Consider the following 18604-nt stretch of genomic DNA (forward strand, 5'->3'; position numbering starts at 1 on the left):
GTTATCAAGCCTCGTCCACAACGCGGACGAGATGCTGAACCTTGGCGATCATGCCGCGAATTGAAGGAGTATCCTCCAGTGTGCGGCGGCGGTGCATTTTGTTAAGTCCGAGACCGATCAGCGTTGCACGCTGCTCGGCTGGACGACGGATAGGGCTTCCGATCTGTTCGACCGTAACCGTCTTACCCTTCTTCTCAGCCATCACTCAAATCCCTTGTCTATGGCGTATCCGGTGCTCGCGCACCGGACTGGCACAAACTATCGGCTATTCTTCCGAACCGACCACATCATGGCGACGAGCCTGAAGGGTCGAGTACTTGATGCCGCGCTGTGCAGCGATATCCTTTGGATGCATCTGATGCTTCAGAGCGTCAAAGGTTGCGCGAACCATGTTGTAAGGGTTCGACGAGCCGAGCGACTTAGCAACAACGTCCTGAACGCCAAGCGTTTCGAACACCGCACGCATAGGACCACCAGCAATGATACCCTTACCAGCAGGAGCTGCACGAAGCAGAACCTTGCCAGCGCCGTGACGACCCTGCACATCGTGGTGCAGTGTACGACCCGAACGCAGTGGTACGAAAATCATATCGCGCTTGGCAGCTTCTGTAGCCTTACGGATAGCTTCAGGCACTTCACGTGCCTTGCCATGACCGAAACCTACGCGACCCTTCTGATCTCCAACCACGACGAGCGCGGCGAAACCGAAGCGACGGCCACCTTTAACGACCTTGGCAACGCGGTTGATGTGAACGAGCTTGTCAACGAATTCGCTGTCGCGCTCCTCACGACCGCGATCCTCGCGGTTACGTTCTCTCTGTGCCATATCCTATTCCTTTATTTTTTTCCGGAAGCACAAAATGCTATTAGAAGCTCAGTCCGCCTTCGCGGGCAGCTTCGGCGAGAGCCTTCACACGGCCGTGGTAAATAAATGCACCACGATCGAACACTACTTCGTTGACGCCTGCTTTAACGGCACGCTCTGCAACCAGCTTACCAACAGCAGCCGCAGCTGCCTGGTCCGCACCGGTCTTGAGCTTACCCTTCAGATCGCCATCGAGGGTCGATGCTGCTGCGATGGTAACACCGCGAACGTCGTCGATAACCTGAACGTAGATGTTCTTGGAAGAGCGGTGTACGCTGAGACGTGGACGGCCGTTTGCGACGGCCTTGACCTGACGGCGTACACGAGCAGCGCGACGCTGCAAAGTTTCTTTTGGCGATGCCATGACGCGCTTCCCTTACTTCTTCTTGCCTTCTTTGCGGACGATCTTCTCGCCAGCATACTTGACGCCCTTGCCCTTGTAAGGCTCGGGGCCGCGATATTCACGGATCTCAGCCGCGACCTGACCGACCTGCTGCTTGTCGATACCAGTGACGACGATTTCCGTCGGCTTTGGCACGGCAACAGTGATGCCAGCAGGTACGTCATAGATTACTTCGTGAGAGAAGCCGAGAGAAAGCTGGACATTCTTGCCCTGCATAGCAGCACGATAACCAACGCCGCTAATCTCAAGCTTCTTTTCAAAGCCCTTTTCAACGCCTTCGAAGATGTTAACGATCATCGAACGCGACATGCCCCACTTGGAGCGAGCTTCTTTGGACTGATCACGAGGATCGACGCTTACAGCGCCGTCTTCGAGCTTAACCAGTACTTCATCGTGCACGACGAAAGACAATTCGCCCTTCGCGCCCTTAGCCTTGACGATCTGCCCATCAACACTGGCGGTCACGCCCGCCGGGACCGGCACGGGTTTTTTACCGATACGAGACATTTTTATACCTGTCTTTTATCTGTTCGCTGTCAGCCGCATCAGAAGATGCGGCAGAGCAGCTCACCACCAACGTTTTGTTCACGAGCTTCATGATCAGCCATCACACCCTTAGGGGTGGACAGGATCGAGATGCCAAGACCATTCGCAACCTGCGGGATCGACTTGACCGACACGTAAACGCGACGGCCAGGCTTCGAAACGCGGGTCAGTTCACGAATGACTGGAACGCCTTCATAATACTTCAGTTCGATTTCGATCTCGGCTTTGCCGTTCACGAATTCACTCTGCGTGTATCCGCGAATGTAACCTTCAGACTGAAGAACATCCAGAACGCGAGCGCGGAGCTTCGAAGCCGGGGTCGAAACCTTGGTCTTCTTGCGGCCTACTGCATTGCGAATACGGGTCAGCATATCGCCGATAGGATCTGACACAGACATATGCTACTCCTTACCAGCTCGACTTAACTATGCCTGGAATCTGTCCAAGCGAACCCAACTGGCGAAGCGCAATACGCGACATCTTCAGTTTACGGTAATAACCACGCGGACGACCCGAAACTTCGCAACGATTGCGAATACGGACCTTAGCGGAATTGCGCGGTAGTTCGGCGAGCTGGATAGTAGCGCGGAAACGCTCATCCAGCGGAAGGCTCTGATCCATTACGATCGCCTTCAGACGTGCACGCTTGTCAGCATGACGCTTAACCAACTTTTCGCGGCGCTTATTGTTTTCGACTGCGCTAGTCTTGGCCATATTATTATACCTCGCTACGCTTGCCGTTACTGCCGGAATGGGAAGTTGAAGGCGCGCAGAAGAGCGCGGGCTTCATCATCCGTCTTAGCGGTCGTGCAAACGATGATGTCCATGCCCCAGATCTGATCAACTTTATCGTAGTTGATTTCTGGAAACACGATGTGTTCCTTAACACCCATGGCAAAGTTGCCACGACCGTCAAAGCTCTTCGGATTCAGACCGCGGAAATCTCGAACGCGCGGAAGCGCGATCGTGATCAGACGATCAAGAAATTCGTACATACGATCTGAACGAAGAGTGACCTTCGTACCGATTGGCATGTCTTCGCGCAACTTAAAAGTTGCGATCGAATTACGGGCGCGAGTAATGACAGGCTTCTGACCGGCAATCAAGGCCAGATCTGCTGCAGCAACGGTTGGCTTCTTAGAGTCGCCAGTTGCTTCGCCTACACCCATATTCAGGACAACTTTGGTGATGCGTGGAATCTGCATCTCGTTGTCGTACTTGAATTCTTCAAGAAGAGCTTTACGGATCGTGTCCTGATAAATCTTCTTGAAGCGTGGAAGTGCCTTAGCTTCAGCCATCAGATCACCGCTCCCGAACGCTTTGCAACGCGAACCTTCTTGCCGTCCTCGATACGGAAACCAACGCGAGTTGGCTTGCCATCTTTAGGATCAGCAACAGCCAGGTTAGACAAATGGATCGGCGCCTCTTTCGAGATGATGCCGGCTTCCTGAGTCTGTGTCTGGCGCTGGTGACGCTTTACAACATTAATGCCACGAACGAGCGCTTTGTCGTCCTTTGGCATAACCTGAAGAACTTCGCCCTTACGGCCCTTGTCCTTACCGGACAGCACGACAACGCTGTCGCCTTTGCGAATCTTTTGCATCGTCTTGCTTCCTTACAGAACTTCCGGAGCCAGCGAGATGATCTTCATGTGGCTCTTAGCGCGGAGTTCGCGCGGAACCGGTCCGAAGATACGCGTGCCGATAGGCTCTTTCTTGTTATCGATGAGAACAGCTGCGTTGTTATCAAAACGAATAACACTGCCGTCTGCGCGACGGATGTCCTTGGCAGTCCGTACGACTACCGCCTTCATCACGTCACCTTTTTTGACGCGGCCGCGCGGAATAGCTTCCTTGATCGACACCACAATGATGTCGCCCACGGAAGCGTAACGCCGCTTGGAACCGCCCAGCACCTTGATGCACATGACACGACGTGCGCCGGAGTTATCCGCCACGTCGAGGTTTGTTTGCATCTGAATCATGACTGGCCGCCTTCTTTTCCTTCAGCTGGTTAAGGGCTCCTGCCCTACCTAAGCTGCGTGTTTGTAATTTAGCCCGCTGTTACGTTCGAGAGAACGACCCAGCGTTTGTCCTTCGAAATTGGCTTGGATTCTTCAATAGAAACCTGATCGCCAATCTTGAACTGGTTGTTTTCGTCATGCGCCTTGTATTTCTTAGACTGACGAATGGTCTTCTGGAGGAGCGGGTGCGAATAGCGACGCTCAACCTTAACCACAACAGTCTTATCATTCTTGTCGCTGACGACAACGCCCTGCAGAACGCGTTTAGGCATTATACTTGTTCCTTATGCCTTGCTTTCGGCCGCCTTCTGGCGGGCGATGGTCTTGATACGCGCAATGTCGCGACGAACTTGCTTCACGCGCGCGGTTTTTTCGAGCTGGCCGGTTGCCTTCTGGAAACGCAGATTAAACTGCTCTTTCTTCAGTGCGCCCAACTCATCGTTGATCTGATCGAGGCTTTTCGCCCGAACGTCTGCGGCTTTCATGACTGCCTCTCTTACTCTGCGATGCGCTGAATGAAGCGCGTCTTGACCGACAACTTTGCAGCGCCGAGTCTTAAGGCTTCGCGTGCCACATCTTCGGGTACGCCGTCAAGCTCAAACATTATACGACCTGGTGCAACTCGGGCTGCCCAGTAGTCAACTGAACCCTTACCTTTACCCATACGGACTTCGGTAGGCTTCGATGTTACTGGCAGATCCGGGAAGATCCGGATCCATACACGACCCGCACGTTTCATGTGACGGGTGATCGCGCGGCGAGCCGCTTCGATCTGTCGTGCTGTGACGCGGTCAGGCTCTACTGCCTTCAAACCGAATGCACCGAAATTAAGATCCGTACCGCCCTTCGAGTTGCCGTGGATACGGCCCTTGAACTGCTTACGGAACTTGGTGCGCTTTGGCTGCATCATTGTTCTCTACTCCAATTTTCTCGCCCGCGGCCCGCTTTTTAAGCGTTTTCGCGGCGGCGGTTCTGCTGGGAACCCTGATTGTCACCCTCAACAGCACGACGTTCAGAAGCCATTGGGTCGTGCTCAAGGATCTCGCCCTTGAATACCCAAACCTTCACGCCGCAGATGCCGTAAGCTGTCTGCGCTTCTGCCGTACCGTAGTCGATATCGGCACGCAGCGTGTGAAGCGGAACGCGACCTTCGCGATACCATTCCATACGTGCGATTTCAGCGCCGCCAAGACGACCGGAGCAGTTGATACGGATACCTTCGGCACCAAGACGCATTGCCGACTGAACGGCACGCTTCATGGCGCGACGGAATGCCACACGGCGTTCGAGCTGCTGAGCGATCGACTGAGCGATCAGCGTAGCATCGACTTCCGGCTTACGAACTTCAACGATGTTGAGGGACGTATCGGAATTCGTCATCTCGGAAAGCTTCTTGCGGAGCTTTTCGATGTCTGCACCCTTCTTGCCGATGATGATACCCGGACGAGCCGAGTGGATCGTCACGCGGCACTTCTTGTGCGGACGCTCGATTACGATCTTGGAGATCGCAGCCTGCTTGAGTTCGCTCTTAAGATACTCGCGGATCTTAACGTCTTCATGCAGCAGCTTGCCGTACTCACCGGTATTCGCGTACCAACGCGAATCCCATGTGCGGTTGATGCCGAGACGAAAACCGATCGGATTAATCTTCTGGCCCATTATGCGGCCTCCCCTTTTTCCGCAACTTCGCGGACAACAATGGTGAGATGCGAAAACGGCTTTTCGATGCGGCTTGCCTTACCACGTCCACGAACGTGGAAACGCTTCATGACAATTGACTTGCCGACATAAGCTTCAGCAACGATCAGCGCGTCAACATCGAGATCATGATTGTTCTCTGCGTTGGCGATAGCCGATTCGAGCGTCTTTTTCACTGTTTCAGCGATCCGCTTGCGCGAGAAAGTGAGATCAGCAAGTGCCGCATTTACTTTCTTGCCGCGGATAAGTGCCGCGACAAGATTAAGCTTCTGCGGGCTGACGCGAAGCGTACGGGCGACGGCTTTCGCCTCGTTATCCTTAAGCTGGCGGGGAGCCTTGGCCTTGCCCATCTGTTACTTCCTCTTTGACTTCTTGTCCGCGCCGTGACCGTAATAGGTACGTGTCGGCGCGAATTCACCGAACTTATGTCCAACCATTTCTTCGGAGATCGATACCGGAACATGCTTGTTGCCGTTATACACACCGAAGGTCAGGCCAACGAACTGCGGCAAGATAGTGGAGCGACGGCTCCACATCTTGATGACTTCACTACGACCGCCCTCGCGTACCTTCTCAGCTTTCTTGAGAAGATAGCCATCGACGAACGGACCTTTCCAAACTGAACGAGCCACTTCAGACTACCTCTCTTACTTCTTGCGCTGATGACGCGAACGCATGATGAACTTATCGGTCGCCTTGTTCGAACGGGTCTTTTTACCCTTCGTAGGCTTGCCCCAAGGCGTGACCGGATGACGACCACCAGAAGTGCGGCCTTCACCACCACCATGCGGGTGGTCAACTGGGTTCATAGCAACACCGCGAACGTGAGGACGCTTGCCGCGCCAGACCGAACGACCGGCCTTACCGTCATTGATGTTGCTGTGCTCTGGGTTGGACACTGCGCCAACCGTAGCCATGCATGCACCGGAAACCAGACGCTGTTCGCCGGAGTTCAGACGCAGGATAGCCATACCCTGGTCACGACCAACGAGCTGTGCGTATGCACCAGCCGAACGAGCAATCTGACCGCCCTTGCCTGGCTTCATCTCCACGTTGTGGATGATGGTGCCAACTGGCATGGACGAAAGCGGCATTGCGTTACCTGGCTTAACGTCGACGGACTGGCCAGAAATGACCTTGTCGCCGGCTGCCAGACGCTGCGGAGCCAGAATGTAGCTCAGCTCGCCGTCTTCGTAGCGGATCAGCGCGATAAACGCGGTGCGGTTTGGATCGTATTCCAGACGTTCAACCGTTGCGACAACGTCATGCTTGCGACGCTTGAAGTCGATGAAACGGTAAGAACGCTTATGACCGCCGCCCTGAAAGCGAACAGTGATACGACCGGTGTTGTTACGGCCACCCTTCTTGGACAGACCTTCGGTCAATGACTTGACCGGCTTGCCCTTGTAGAGTTCCGAACGGTCCACGATGACCAGCTGACGCTGGCCTGGCGTGGTCGGATTAAAGTGCTTGAGTGCCATTGTCTTTACTCCATGGCCTCTCAGAGACCTGTCGAAACGTCGATGCTCTGACCTTCAGCCAAAGTAACGATCGCTTTCTTGACATCGCTCTGGCGCCCGACAATGCCGCGGAACCGCTTCACCTTGCCTTTGCGCACAGTGGTGTTAACGGCCTTTACCTTGACGCCGAAGAGCGCCTCGATTGCAGCCTTGATTTCCGGCTTCGTCGCCTTGCGAGCTACGTTGAAGACAACCTGGTTATGTTCGGAAACAAGGGTCGACTTCTCGGTAATGACTGGGCTGACGATCACGTCGTAGTGGCGAAGATCGGTCATTTAAAACGCTCCTCGAGTGCTTCGACAGCTGCCTTGGAAAGCACGAGCTTGCCACGACGCAGAATGTCGTAAACATTGATGCCCTGCACTGGCAGAACGTCGATGTTTGGAATATTCGAAGCAGCGCGCTGGAAGTTCACGTCGAGCTCTGCACCACCGATGAGGAGTGCATTTTCGAGACCGAGCTTTGCGAACTGCGAAACAAGCTGCTTTGTCTTGGCTTCAGAGGCAGCCAGATCATCGATGATGATCAGGTCAGATGCCTTTGCTTTAGCCGACAGAGCGTGACGCAAGCCGAGAGCGCGAACCTTCTTTGGCAGATCATGATCATGCGTACGGACAACTGGTCCGTGAGCCTGACCACCGCCGCGGAACTGAGGTGCACGAGCCGAATGGTGACGAGCGCGACCCGTACCCTTCTGCTTGTACATCTTCGAACCGGTGCGGCTGATGTCGCTGCGGCCCTTGGCATCATGAGAGCCCTGCTGGCGGCGAGCCAGCTGCCAGCGCACGACGCGCTGAAGAATGTCGTCGCGTGGGTCAAGGCCGAAGATATCTTCGTTCAGCTTGACCTTGCCGGCATCCTTGCCTTCAAGAGTTGTAATTGTGAGATCCATTATTCGGCTCCCTCAGTCGCTGCAGTTTCAGAAACTACAGCAGCTTCTACCTTGGCCTGTGCTGCTTGGCGCAGACCAGCTGGCTTGGGAGCATTTTCTGGAAGCGAAACCTTAACGGCGTCGCGAACATAGATCCATGCACCCTTCGAACCAGGAACCGCACCGCGAACAAGAATAAGGCCGCGATCGAGGTCGGTAGAAACGACTTCGATATTCTGCGTGGTTACACGGGTCTGCCCCATGTGACCGGCCATCTTCTTGCCCTTGAATACTTTACCTGGATCCTGACGCTGACCGGTCGAGCCGTGAGCGCGGTGGGTAACTGAGTTACCGTGCGAAGCACGATGACCAGCAAAGTTATGACGCTTCATTACACCGGCAAAGCCTTTACCGATCGAAGTACCCGTCACATCAACCTTCTGGCCGGCGACGAAATGTTCGGCAGTGATTTCCACGCCGACTTCGAGCAGATTTTCAGGCGAAACGCGGAATTCCGCAACTTTTGCCTTAGGCTCAACCTCAGCCTTCGCGAAGTGACCGCGCAGAGCCTTGGTTGTGTTCTTTACCTTGGCAAGTCCAACGCCAAGCTGAACAGCCGTGTAACCATTCTTTTCAACTGTACGCTGAGCTACCACGTGGCAGTCTTCCATGCGGAGAACTGTCACTGGTACATGTTCGCCGGCGTCGTTATAGACGCGGGTCATGCCCAGCTTTTGTGCAATAACACCTGAACGCATCGGGTTCGTTCCTTCCGTCCTCAAGCCGATTAAAGCTTGATCTCGACATCAACACCGGCGGACAGATCAAGCTTCATCAGCGCATCAACTGTCTGCGGGGTTGGGTCAACGATATCGAGAAGACGCTTGTGCGTGCGCATCTCGAACTGTTCGCGGCTCTTCTTATCGATGTGCGGCGACCGGTTTACTGTGAACTTTTCGATCCGCGTTGGAAGTGGGATCGGTCCGCGCACGTTGGCACCGGTACGCTTGGCAGTCGACACGATTTCCCGCGTCGAAGCGTCAAGGATCCGATGATCAAACGCCTTAAGGCGAATGCGGATGTTTTGACCGTTCATTTGATCTGTTCCTTGTTACGCGGGACGCCTCCGAGGAGACGCCCCTGCACAAATCTAATTACTCGATGATCGAAGCGACGATGCCTGCACCGACGGTGCGGCCACCTTCACGGATAGCGAAGCGGAGCTTCTCTTCCATTGCGATCGGGACGATCAGCGTAACGTCAACGGTAACGTTGTCGCCAGGCATAACCATTTCCGTGCCTTCTGGCAGGGTAACAACACCGGTCACGTCAGTCGTACGGAAGTAGAACTGTGGACGGTAGTTAGTGAAGAATGGCGTATGACGGCCACCTTCGTCCTTGGTCAGAATGTATGCTTCTGCCTTGAACTTGGTGTGTGGCTTAACCGAACCTGGCTTGCAGAGAACCTGACCACGTTCAACGTCGTCACGGCCTACACCGCGAACCAGTGCGCCGATGTTGTCGCCAGCCTGGCCCTGATCGAGCAGCTTGCGGAACATTTCAACGCCGGTAACAGTCGTCTTGCCAGTGGCCTTGATGCCAACGATTTCGACTTCTTCGCCAACCTTGACGATACCGCGCTCAACACGACCGGTAACAACAGTACCACGACCCGAGATCGAGAACACGTCTTCGATTGGCATCAGGAATGGCTGGTCGATCGGACGTTCTGGCGTTGGGATATAATCGTCAACAGCAGACATCAGGTTGCGGATTGCGTCTTCGCCGAGTTCCTTCGAAGAATCTTCCAGAGCAGCAAGAGCCGAACCCTTGATGATTGGAACTTCGTCGCCTGGGAAGTCGTACTTCGAAAGCAGTTCGCGAACTTCGAGTTCTACGAGTTCGAGAAGTTCAGCATCGTCAACCTGATCGCACTTGTTCAGGAACACGACGATCGCAGGAACGCCAACCTGACGAGCGAGCAGGATGTGCTCACGGGTCTGTGGCATCGGGCCGTCAGCTGCCGAAACAACCAGGATCGCGCCGTCCATCTGTGCAGCACCGGTGATCATGTTCTTAACATAGTCAGCGTGGCCTGGGCAGTCGACGTGTGCATAGTGACGAGCTGCAGTTTCATATTCAACGTGTGCCGTCGAAATGGTGATACCGCGAGCGCGTTCTTCCGGTGCAGCATCGATCTGGTCGTATGCCTTGAACTCACCGAAGAACTTCGTGATTGCTGCTGTCAGCGACGTCTTGCCATGGTCAACGTGACCAATCGTGCCGATGTTTACGTGGGGCTTATTGCGTTCAAACTTGCTCTTTGCCATCTGAGCTCTCCTAAAATCTAGCCTGCTCAGGCTTTTTACTGTTTGGCGTAATCAGAAATTACGCGAACTTCTTTTGAATTTCCTGTGCGACCGCGGTCGGAACCGGCTCATAATGGTCGAACTGCATGGTGTACTGTGCACGACCCTGAGACATCGAACGCAGGTTGTTCACGTAACCAAACATGTTGGCCAGTGGAACGTTTGCGTTGACGACCGTAGCAATGCCACGAGCTTCCGTACCTGAAATCTGACCACGACGTGAGTTCAGATCGCCAATTACGTCACCGACGTAATCTTCAGGAGTTACGACTTCAACCTTCATGATCGGTTCGAGAAGCTGTGCACCAGCCTTCTGTGCGCCTTCACGGAACGCTGCGCGAGCAGCAATTTCGAACGCGAGAACCGAGGAGTCAACGTCGTGGTATGCGCCGTCGATCAGGGTTGCCTTCACGCCGAGCATCGGGAAGCCAGCAAGCGGACCCGCACCCATGACGCTTTCGATACCCTTCTGAACGCCTGGGATGTATTCCTTAGGAACAGCACCACCAACGATCTTGGATTCGAAGATGAAGTCATCGCCGTCATGCGGTTCGAAAATGATCTTGACGCGAGCGAACTGACCCGAACCACCCGACTGCTTCTTGTGGGTGTAATCGATTTCAGCCTGACGGGTGATCGATTCACGGTAAGCAACCTGCGGCGCGCCGACGTTTGCTTCTACCTTGAATTCACGCTTCATGCGGTCAACGAGAATGTCGAGATGAAGTTCGCCCATGCCAGCAATGATCGTCTGACCGGATTCTTCATCGGACTTAACGCGGAACGAAGGATCTTCAGCAGCCAGACGGTTGAGCGCGATGCCCATCTTTTCCTGGTCAGCCTTGGTCTTTGGTTCAATCGCGATTTCGATAACCGGATCAGGGAATTCCATGCGTTCAAGGATAACCGGCTTCAGCGGATCGCAGAGCGTATCACCAGTTGTGGTTTCCTTGAGGCCAGCCAAAGCAACGATGTCGCCTGCATAAGCTTCTTCGATGTCTTCACGGCTGTTGGAGTGCATCTGCAGCATACGACCGATGCGCTCACGCTTGCCCTTAACGGTGTTTTCGAGCGAAATGCCCTTGGTCATCTTGCCCGAGTAAATACGAGCAAAAGTAAGCGAACCAACGAACGGATCGTTCATGATCTTGAATGCAAGCATCGAAAGCGGTGCTTCATCCGAAGATTCACGGGTGGTTTCGGTTTCCGTCTTAACGTCGATGCCCTTAATCGCAGGAACATCGGTTGGAGCCGGAAGGAATTCCACAACAGCGTCGAGAAGTGGCTGAATGCCGCGGTTCTTGAACGCCGTACCGCAAAGAACCGGATGGAACTTAACGTCGATGGTGCCCTTACGGATCAGTGCACGAAGCTGTTCGTTCGTAGGCATGGTGCCTTCGAGATAAGCTTCCATTGCAGCTTCATCGATTTCCACGGCCAGCTCAATGAGCTTTTCGCGGTACTCTTCAGCCTTGTCCTTAAGGTCTGCAGGGATTTCGCCAACGATCGCAGATGCGCCGATGGTGCCATCCCAGGTCAGGGCATTCATTTCGATCAGATCGATAACGCCTTCGAACTCATTTTCAGCGCCGATTGGCAGCTGAACTGGAAGAGCGATTGCGCCAAGACGCGAGCCGACCATTTCTACGCAACGGTAGAAGTCTGCACCGATCTTGTCCATCTTGTTGACGAAGACCATACGTGGAACGTGGTACTTCTCAGCCTGACGCCAAACAGTTTCGGTCTGTGGCTCTACGCCAGCATTCGCATCGAGAAGAGCGATTGCACCGTCGAGAACGCGGAGCGAACGCTCGACTTCGATGGTGAAGTCAACGTGGCCCGGGGTGTCGATGATGTTGAAGCGACGCTTCTTGCCATCCTGACCCTGCCAGAACGTGGTCGTAGCAGCGGACGTGATGGTGATACCGCGTTCCTGTTCCTGCTCCATCCAGTCCATGGTGGACGCGCCATCATGGGTTTCACCGATCTTGTGGTTCTTACCGGTATAGAACAGGATACGCTCGGTCATCGTCGTCTTACCGGCGTCGATGTGAGCCATAATACCGAAATTGCGGTAGTCTTCGATTTTATATTCGCGGGCCATGTTTTTGCTCTTTGAATAGGGTTCGACGATTACCAGCGGTAATGCGAGAATGCGCGGTTGGCTTCAGCCATGCGGTGCGTGTCTTCACGCTTCTTCACAGCAGAACCACGGTTGTTTGCAGCATCAAGCAATTCACCGGAAAGACGATCAATCATCGTGGTTTCATTACGACCACGAGCTGCATTGATCAGCCAACGAATGGCAAGCGCCTGGCGGCGTTCTGAACGCACATCGACCGGAACCTGGTAGGTTGCACCACCAACGCGGCGCGAACGGACTTCAACGTGCGGAGCAACATTGTCGAGCGCCTGATGGAACAGCGCGACCGGCTCTGACTTCGCCTTGGCTTCGATCGCCGAAAGCGCACCGTAAACGATGCTTTCTGCAACCGACTTCTTGCCATGAAGCATAACTGCATTCATGAACTTTGTGATCACGAGATCGCCGAACTTTGGATCCGGATTAATCTCGCGCTTCTCTGCTTTATGGCGTCTGGACATTTCGTCTCAACTTTCAATTACATCGGGCTCAACTCGCCATTCTGGCGGCCGGTATCCCCGGAAAATTCTTACTTAGGACGCTTCGCACCGTACTTCGAACGACGCTGCTTGCGGTTCTTAACACCCTGGGTATCGAGAACGCCGCGGATGATGTGGTAACGCACACCCGGCAAATCCTTGACGCGGCCGCCGCGGATCATAACCACGGAGTGCTCCTGAAGGTTGTGACCTTCACCTGGGATGTAACCGATGACTTCAAAGCCATTGGTCAGACGAATCTTGGCAACCTTACGGAGAGCCGAGTTCGGCTTCTTAGGGGTTGTCGTATAAACGCGGGTGCAAACGCCGCGCTTCTGTGGGTTTGCCTGCAGAGCAGGAACCTTATTACGCTTTACCGGCGCAGTGCGCGGCTTGCGGATCAACTGGTTTACGGTAGGCATTGAACCTTCCTCTATAAAAAATCTCGTATCAGCGCCCCATGAGGGCCGTTTCACCGGAGTGCTCATGCACAAATTCGGGACCAGCCACACTGTATGTGGCCACCCCGAACAAAAGCAGAGGAAGCAAAAGCTTCATGCGAACGGCAAGTTGCATTTCGATCGTAAAACGAACCCTGTTTGAGGCGAACTTCAGAGCGCGTCGCCCCGAAACAGCCAGCCTCACATCGGCTCAGATGGGCTGCTGATACGTGTTTGGAGGCGTTTCGTCAAGGGCAGGACATTAAGTTTCTTCACCAAAAGGCCGTAGAGCCGCGTTTTGGTGCCAGCCGGACAGGTTATTGCGCCGTATTCGACGTCAATTCGCGATTATTTCGCAGACAAAACTGTCATTTTTGTGTGCCAGCATAGCGCCGGACCCGAACAGCCGCTATTGAAGCACATCCGAGTCGAAACACAACAGAATATTAAGGGATTCTCAATGTCATCCACTACCCCGATTGCAGATAACGATTCGCCAATCGTTCACCTGGTCATTGCCGACGTCTGGAACGAAGGCGAAGAGGAATCTGTAGAAGTACACATTCTGCTGAAATCCGATGAAGACGAAGATCTCGTTCAGACCGTCCTCGCGATCCTGGCGGAAGAAGGTTATCACGAAGCTGAGTTGATCGAGATGGGCACAATCACCGAAGAACCAGAAGAAGAACCTCACAAGAGTGCATGGCACACCGCCCTCACCGGTGAAGTAGCGCTGATCGAATTCGAAGGCGATGACGAGGAAGAAGAATAAGTTTGGCTGAAATCACGCAGCCTGACCCAGGATTGGGTTCAAGGTTTTGCGCTAAGATAAAGGGCGGTTTCTGACCGCCCTTTTTTTCACAATCAAAAAGCCACAAACAAAAAGGCCGCCTCGAAAGGCGGCCTTTTCCTTTTCCTGAACGCTGCCTTATTCGGCTGCGCTGTTGGTCATGTCTGTCAGCATCGCATTGGCTGCTGCGGAACCGGTCGACTTGCGACGCTCGTCGATGATCAGTTCGTCGCGAGCCGTCGCAATACGACGGATCTGGTTGGTCATGCCACCAGTACCGGCCGGGATGAGACGACCGACGATAACGTTTTCCTTGAGACCCTGCAGCATGTCCATCTTGCCGGCAACAGCCGCTTCGGTAAGCACGCGAGTGGTTTCCTGGAACGACGCCGCCGAGATGAACGAAGGAGTCTGCAACGAAGCCTTGGTAATACCAAGCAGAACCGGATTACCCGAACCTGGCTTCTTGCCTTCCTCGATCAGACGATCATTGACCTCATCGAGTTCGATGCGATCGACATGATCACCGGTGATGTAACCGGTATCGCCCGATTCCGTGATCTCGATCTTCTGGAGCATCTGACGAACAATCACTTCGATGTGCTTGTCGTTGATCAGAACGCCCTGAAGACGGTAGACTTCCTGGATTTCATTGACGAGGTAGGAAGCGAGAGCTTCCACGCCCTTAATGGCCAGAATGTCATGCGGCGCTGGATTACCGTCGAGGATGTATTCACCCTTTTCGATAACGTCACCGTCCTGAAGATGGAACGGCTTTCCCTTAGGAATCAGATACTCAACAGGCTCGATCGTATCGTCGTTTGGCTCGATGATGATACGGCGCTTGTTCTTGTAATCGCGACCGAAGCGGACAGTACCATCGATCTCTGCGATGACGGCATGGTCCTTCGGACGACGAGCTTCGAACAGTTCCGCAACGCGTGGCAGACCACCGGTAATATCCTTGGTCTTCGCGCTTTCCATCGGCAGACGCGCAATAACGTCACCAGCATTAACGTGAGCACCCGGCTCGAACGAAAGGATCGTTTCCACCGAAAGCAGGAAGCGAGCTTCGCCACCCTTCGACAGCTTTGCGATCTTGCCGCTCTTGTCCTTGATGACCATTGCAGGCTTGAGGTCTGCACCACGTGGGGTCGAACGCCAATCGATGATAACGCGCTTCGTGATACCAGTCGACTCGTCCGCAGTTTCCGAAACCGAGAGGCCGTCGACGAGATCTTCGAACTCGACGTAGCCTTCCACTTCCGTAAGGATTGGACGGGTGTACGGATCCCACTCGGCAATACGCTGACCGCGCTTGACTGCATCACCTTCGTCAACGAACAGACGCGAACCGTAGGTTACACGGTGAACCGCACGTTCCTTGCCCGTAGCATCGACGATCAGAACCGCCATGTTACGGCCCATGACCACGAGGTTACCATCGGAGTTGCGAACCACGTTGCGATTGCGCAGCTTGACGGTGCCTTCATACGAAGCTTCGAGGTAGGACGAGTCAACAACCTGTGCAGTACCGCCCAAGTGGAAGGTACGCATGGTCAGCTGAGTGCCTGGCTCACCGATCGACTGTGCAGCGATAACACCGACAGCTTCACCCTGGTTGACAGGAGTACCACGTGCAAGGTCACGACCATAGCACTTGGCGCAAACGCCGTTACGGGTTTCACAGGTAAGGGCCGAGCGAATACGGATCGACTGGATACCAGCCTTCTCGATGACTTCGACGTCCTTTTCCTCGATCATGCGGCCAGCTTCAACGATAACATCGCCAGTTGCCGGATTGATGATCGGATCAAGTGCTGTACGGCCCAGAACGCGCTGTCCGATTGGAGCAACGATCTGACCGGCATCAACGATCGGCTGCATGGTGAGACCGATTTCGGCGCCGCAATCGACTTCCGAAATGATCGCATCCTGTGCAACGTCAACGAGACGACGCGTCAGGTAACCCGAGTTAGCGGTCTTCAAGGCGGTATCAGCAAGACCCTTACGGGCACCGTGTGTCGAGTTGAAGTACTCGTTAACGGTCAGGCCTTCCTTGAAGTTCGAGATGATCGGGGTTTCGATGATTTCACCCGACGGCTTGGCCATAAGACCACGCATACCGCCAAGCTGACGCATCTGGTTGACCGAACCACGGGCACCCGAATGCGACATCATGTAAACCGAGTTCATCTGCTTCTGACGTCCGGTCACCGGATCGAATTCAACAGCCTTAATGCGGGCCATCATTTCTTCGGTGATCTTGTCAGTCGCCTTACCCCAGGCATCAACGACCTTGTTGTACTTTTCGCCCTGAGTGATCAGGCCGTCATTGTACTGCTGTTCGTATTCGGTCGTCAGAGCTTCGGTTTCTGCAACGATCTTCGCCTTCGAGTCCGGAATGACCATGTCATCCTTACCGAACGAAATACCGGCACGACATGCATGGGCAAAGCCGAGCTGCATGATGCGATCGCAGAAGATAACCGTCTCTTTCTGACCGCAATGGCGGTAGACGTGGTCGATCATCTTGGAGATGTTCTTCTTCGTCATCTCCTGATTACAGATGTCGAACGGCACATTGACATGCTTCGGTAGAAGCTCGCCAGTGATCAAACGGCCAGGCGTTGTGTCGTACACCTTGGAAACGACATTGCCTTCCGCATCAACCGTCTTGAAACGGCCTTTGATCTTGGTGTGCAGCGTGACAACCTTGTTCTCAAGCGCATGCTGAAGTTCGCCCATATCGGCAAACATCATGCCTTCGCCTGGCTCCTTGTCTGCCACGATCGACAGATAATAGAGGCCGAGAACCATGTCCTGCGAAGGAACGATGATCGGTGCGCCGTTTGCCGGGTGCAGGATGTTGTTGGTCGACATCATCAGCACGCGTGCTTCAAGCTGAGCTTCAAGCGACAGAGGGACGTGAACAGCCATCTGGTCACCGTCGAAGTCAGCGTTGAACGCTGTACAAACGAGCGGATGCAGCTGAATGGCCTTGCCTTCGATCAGCGTGGGTTCGAATGCCTGAATACCAAGACGGTGCAGCGTAGGCGCACGGTTCAGAAGAACCGGATGCTCACGGATCACTTCGTCAAGAATATCCCAGACTTCCGGACGTTCTTTTTCAACCAGCTTCTTCGCCTGCTTAACGGTCGAGGAATAACCCTTGGCGTCAAGACGAGCGTAGATGAATGGCTTGAACAGTTCGAGCGCCATCTTCTTTGGCAGACCGCACTGGTGAAGCTTCAGTTCAGGACCAGTCACGATAACCGAACGACCCGAATAGTCGACGCGCTTACCGAGAAGGTTCTGACGGAAACGACCCTGCTTACCCTTGAGCATGTCGGAGAGCGACTTCAGCGGACGCTTGTTAGCACCGGTGATGACGCGGCCACGACGGCCGTTATCGAACAGCGCGTCAACAGCTTCCTGCAACATACGCTTTTCGTTACGGATAATGATGCCAGGAGCGCGCAGTTCAATGAGACGCTTCAGACGGTTGTTACGGTTGATCACACGACGGTAAAGGTCGTTGAGATCGGATGTAGCAAAACGACCGCCATCCAGTGGAACCAGAGGACGCAGATCCGGTGGAATAACCGGAACGATCTTCATAATCATCCACTCAGGACGGTTGCCGGATTCCATGAAGTTCTCAACGATCTTGAGACGCTTCATCAGCTTCTTGGTCTTCAGTTCCGACGTGGTTTCTGCCAGATCGACGCGCAGGTCTGCGGCGATGTTCGGAAGATCCATCGAAGCCAGAAGTTCAAAGATAGCTTCTGCACCGATAAGGGCTGTGAACTGATCTTCGCCGAATTCATCGACGGCAATCATATATTCTTCTTCCGAAAGAAGCTGGTGTTCTTTCAGCGAAGTCAGACCCGGTTCGGTAACGATGTAGTTTTCAAAATACAGAACGCGTTCGATATCCTTCAGCGTCATATCAAGCAATGTGCCGATACGCGAAGGAAGCGACTTCAGGAACCAGATATGTGCAACAGGTGCTGCGAGCTCAATATGGCCCATGCGCTCACGACGAACGCGCGACAGCGTGACTTCAACGCCGCACTTTTCGCAGATGATGCCTTTGTATTTCATACGCTTGTACTTGCCGCACAAGCATTCATAATCCTTGATCGGGCCAAAGATACGCGCGCAGAAGAGACCATCGCGTTCAGGCTTGAACGTACGATAGTTGATCGTCTCCGGCTTCTTGATCTCGCCGTATGACCAGGACAGAATCTTCTCAGGGCTGGCAATCGAGATTCTGATGGAATCGAACGTCTGTGCCGGAGCCTGAGGATTGAAAAGATTCATGACCTCTTGGTTCATGCCGTTCTCCTTGAGGGCGATCCGCCGCCCTGTGTGTCGTCGATGACAAGCTGAAAGTCCCTGCCATCTTGAAAAGAATTCGCGGTATTAAGCAGTCTGGAACTGCACATTCCGTT

General features: G+C 54.0%; 26 protein-coding genes. 1 reads left to right on the plus strand and 25 read right to left on the minus strand.

All coding sequences use genetic code 11. The features are described from left to right. Nucleotides 1-4: 4 nt before the first annotated feature. The 24 genes from rpmD to rpsL all read right to left on the minus strand — a co-directional run bounded on the left by rpmD (nt 5) and on the right by rpsL (nt 13339). Complete coding sequence (gene rpmD, locus C9380_RS07215) at nt 5-202, minus strand: 50S ribosomal protein L30 (protein ID WP_128093291.1); 198 nt, start codon at nt 200-202, stop codon at nt 5-7. Between the two features lie 63 nt (nt 203-265). Beyond that, nucleotides 266-826, minus strand: coding sequence for a 30S ribosomal protein S5 (rpsE, locus tag C9380_RS07220; RefSeq protein WP_024897023.1), 561 nt, complete (start codon nt 824-826; stop codon nt 266-268). Nucleotides 827-866: 40 nt separating this feature from the next. Then, on the minus strand, nt 867-1229 hold the full coding sequence (rplR, locus tag C9380_RS07225; RefSeq protein ID WP_024897022.1) for a 50S ribosomal protein L18: 363 nt from the start codon (nt 1227-1229) through the stop codon (nt 867-869). Between the two features lie 12 nt (nt 1230-1241). Next, a complete protein-coding gene (rplF, locus tag C9380_RS07230) occupies nt 1242-1775 on the minus strand; it encodes a 50S ribosomal protein L6 (protein WP_024897021.1) in 534 nt (177 codons plus the stop codon). Nucleotides 1776-1813: 38 nt separating this feature from the next. Next, entirely contained in the window at nt 1814-2212 is a 399-nt protein-coding gene (gene rpsH / locus C9380_RS07235) for a 30S ribosomal protein S8 (protein ID WP_007875325.1), read from the minus strand. Nucleotides 2213-2222: 10 nt separating this feature from the next. Continuing rightward, nucleotides 2223-2528, minus strand: a complete 306-nt coding sequence (gene rpsN, locus C9380_RS07240; protein ID WP_024897020.1) for a 30S ribosomal protein S14 — start codon at nt 2526-2528, stop codon at nt 2223-2225. A gap of 26 nt (nt 2529-2554) precedes the next feature. After that, the gene (gene rplE, locus C9380_RS07245; RefSeq protein WP_024897019.1) at nt 2555-3112 is read right to left on the minus strand and encodes a 50S ribosomal protein L5; all 558 of its coding nucleotides are present in this window, start codon (nt 3110-3112) and stop codon (nt 2555-2557) included. After that, nucleotides 3112-3417: a 50S ribosomal protein L24 gene (rplX, locus tag C9380_RS07250; protein WP_024897018.1), complete on the minus strand. Its 306-nt coding sequence runs from the start codon at nt 3415-3417 to the stop codon at nt 3112-3114. Before rplX ends, rplE begins: the two co-directional genes overlap by 1 nt. A gap of 12 nt (nt 3418-3429) precedes the next feature. Beyond that, on the minus strand, nt 3430-3798 hold the full coding sequence (rplN, locus tag C9380_RS07255) for a 50S ribosomal protein L14 (RefSeq protein WP_007875329.1): 369 nt from the start codon (nt 3796-3798) through the stop codon (nt 3430-3432). A 68-nt stretch (nt 3799-3866) separates the two neighbouring features. Then, nucleotides 3867-4109, minus strand: a complete 243-nt coding sequence (rpsQ, locus tag C9380_RS07260; RefSeq protein WP_024897017.1) for a 30S ribosomal protein S17 — start codon at nt 4107-4109, stop codon at nt 3867-3869. A 12-nt stretch (nt 4110-4121) separates the two neighbouring features. After that, nucleotides 4122-4322 carry a 50S ribosomal protein L29 gene (gene rpmC / locus C9380_RS07265; protein ID WP_024897016.1) on the minus strand — a complete coding sequence of 67 codons (201 nt, stop codon included), beginning with the start codon at nt 4320-4322 and terminating at the stop codon, nt 4122-4124. A gap of 11 nt (nt 4323-4333) precedes the next feature. Then, a complete protein-coding gene (gene rplP, locus C9380_RS07270; RefSeq protein WP_024897015.1) occupies nt 4334-4747 on the minus strand; it encodes a 50S ribosomal protein L16 in 414 nt (137 codons plus the stop codon). 38 nt (nt 4748-4785) lie between these two features. Next, complete coding sequence (gene rpsC, locus C9380_RS07275) at nt 4786-5496, minus strand: 30S ribosomal protein S3 (RefSeq protein WP_024897014.1); 711 nt, start codon at nt 5494-5496, stop codon at nt 4786-4788. Further along, nucleotides 5496-5885 carry a 50S ribosomal protein L22 gene (rplV, locus tag C9380_RS07280; RefSeq protein WP_007875336.1) on the minus strand — a complete coding sequence of 130 codons (390 nt, stop codon included), beginning with the start codon at nt 5883-5885 and terminating at the stop codon, nt 5496-5498. Before rplV ends, rpsC begins: the two co-directional genes overlap by 1 nt. A 3-nt stretch (nt 5886-5888) precedes the next feature. After that, nucleotides 5889-6167, minus strand: a complete 279-nt coding sequence (gene rpsS, locus C9380_RS07285; protein ID WP_024897013.1) for a 30S ribosomal protein S19 — start codon at nt 6165-6167, stop codon at nt 5889-5891. A 15-nt stretch (nt 6168-6182) separates the two neighbouring features. Next, complete coding sequence (rplB, locus tag C9380_RS07290) at nt 6183-7016, minus strand: 50S ribosomal protein L2 (protein ID WP_024897012.1); 834 nt, start codon at nt 7014-7016, stop codon at nt 6183-6185. 20 nt (nt 7017-7036) lie between these two features. Next, nucleotides 7037-7330: a 50S ribosomal protein L23 gene (locus C9380_RS07295; RefSeq protein WP_007875343.1), complete on the minus strand. Its 294-nt coding sequence runs from the start codon at nt 7328-7330 to the stop codon at nt 7037-7039. Continuing rightward, nucleotides 7327-7947 carry a 50S ribosomal protein L4 gene (gene rplD, locus C9380_RS07300; RefSeq protein WP_024897011.1) on the minus strand — a complete coding sequence of 207 codons (621 nt, stop codon included), beginning with the start codon at nt 7945-7947 and terminating at the stop codon, nt 7327-7329. The genes C9380_RS07295 and rplD overlap by 4 nt, the downstream gene beginning before the upstream one ends. Further along, nucleotides 7947-8684 (minus strand): 50S ribosomal protein L3, encoded by a 738-nt coding sequence (gene rplC, locus C9380_RS07305; RefSeq protein WP_024897010.1) that lies wholly within the window; start codon nt 8682-8684, stop codon nt 7947-7949. The genes rplD and rplC overlap by 1 nt, the downstream gene beginning before the upstream one ends. A gap of 29 nt (nt 8685-8713) precedes the next feature. Then, a complete protein-coding gene (gene rpsJ / locus C9380_RS07310) occupies nt 8714-9022 on the minus strand; it encodes a 30S ribosomal protein S10 (protein ID WP_002964363.1) in 309 nt (102 codons plus the stop codon). A 58-nt stretch (nt 9023-9080) separates the two neighbouring features. Further along, a complete protein-coding gene (gene tuf, locus C9380_RS07315) occupies nt 9081-10256 on the minus strand; it encodes an elongation factor Tu (protein ID WP_100558855.1) in 1176 nt (391 codons plus the stop codon). A gap of 58 nt (nt 10257-10314) precedes the next feature. Further along, the gene (gene fusA, locus C9380_RS07320; protein ID WP_024898612.1) at nt 10315-12399 is read right to left on the minus strand and encodes an elongation factor G; all 2085 of its coding nucleotides are present in this window, start codon (nt 12397-12399) and stop codon (nt 10315-10317) included. Nucleotides 12400-12428: 29 nt separating this feature from the next. Further along, nucleotides 12429-12899, minus strand: a complete 471-nt coding sequence (rpsG, locus tag C9380_RS07325; RefSeq protein WP_007875422.1) for a 30S ribosomal protein S7 — start codon at nt 12897-12899, stop codon at nt 12429-12431. Nucleotides 12900-12967: 68 nt separating this feature from the next. Next, on the minus strand, nt 12968-13339 hold the full coding sequence (gene rpsL / locus C9380_RS07330) for a 30S ribosomal protein S12 (protein ID WP_006168377.1): 372 nt from the start codon (nt 13337-13339) through the stop codon (nt 12968-12970). Between the two features lie 430 nt (nt 13340-13769). Here rpsL and C9380_RS07340 point away from each other — a divergent pair, with 430 nt between their 5' ends. Next, nucleotides 13770-14129 (plus strand): hypothetical protein, encoded by a 360-nt coding sequence (locus C9380_RS07340; protein WP_024898613.1) that lies wholly within the window; start codon nt 13770-13772, stop codon nt 14127-14129. 156 nt (nt 14130-14285) lie between these two features. On the opposite strand, the gene rpoC is transcribed toward C9380_RS07340, so the two are convergent. Next, nucleotides 14286-18488 (minus strand): DNA-directed RNA polymerase subunit beta', encoded by a 4203-nt coding sequence (gene rpoC, locus C9380_RS07345; protein ID WP_024898614.1) that lies wholly within the window; start codon nt 18486-18488, stop codon nt 14286-14288. Nucleotides 18489-18604 lie beyond the last annotated feature (116 nt).

Source organism: Brucella pituitosa, from assembly GCF_003049685.1.
GTDB classification, from domain to species: Bacteria; Pseudomonadota; Alphaproteobacteria; order Rhizobiales; family Rhizobiaceae; genus Brucella; species Brucella pituitosa.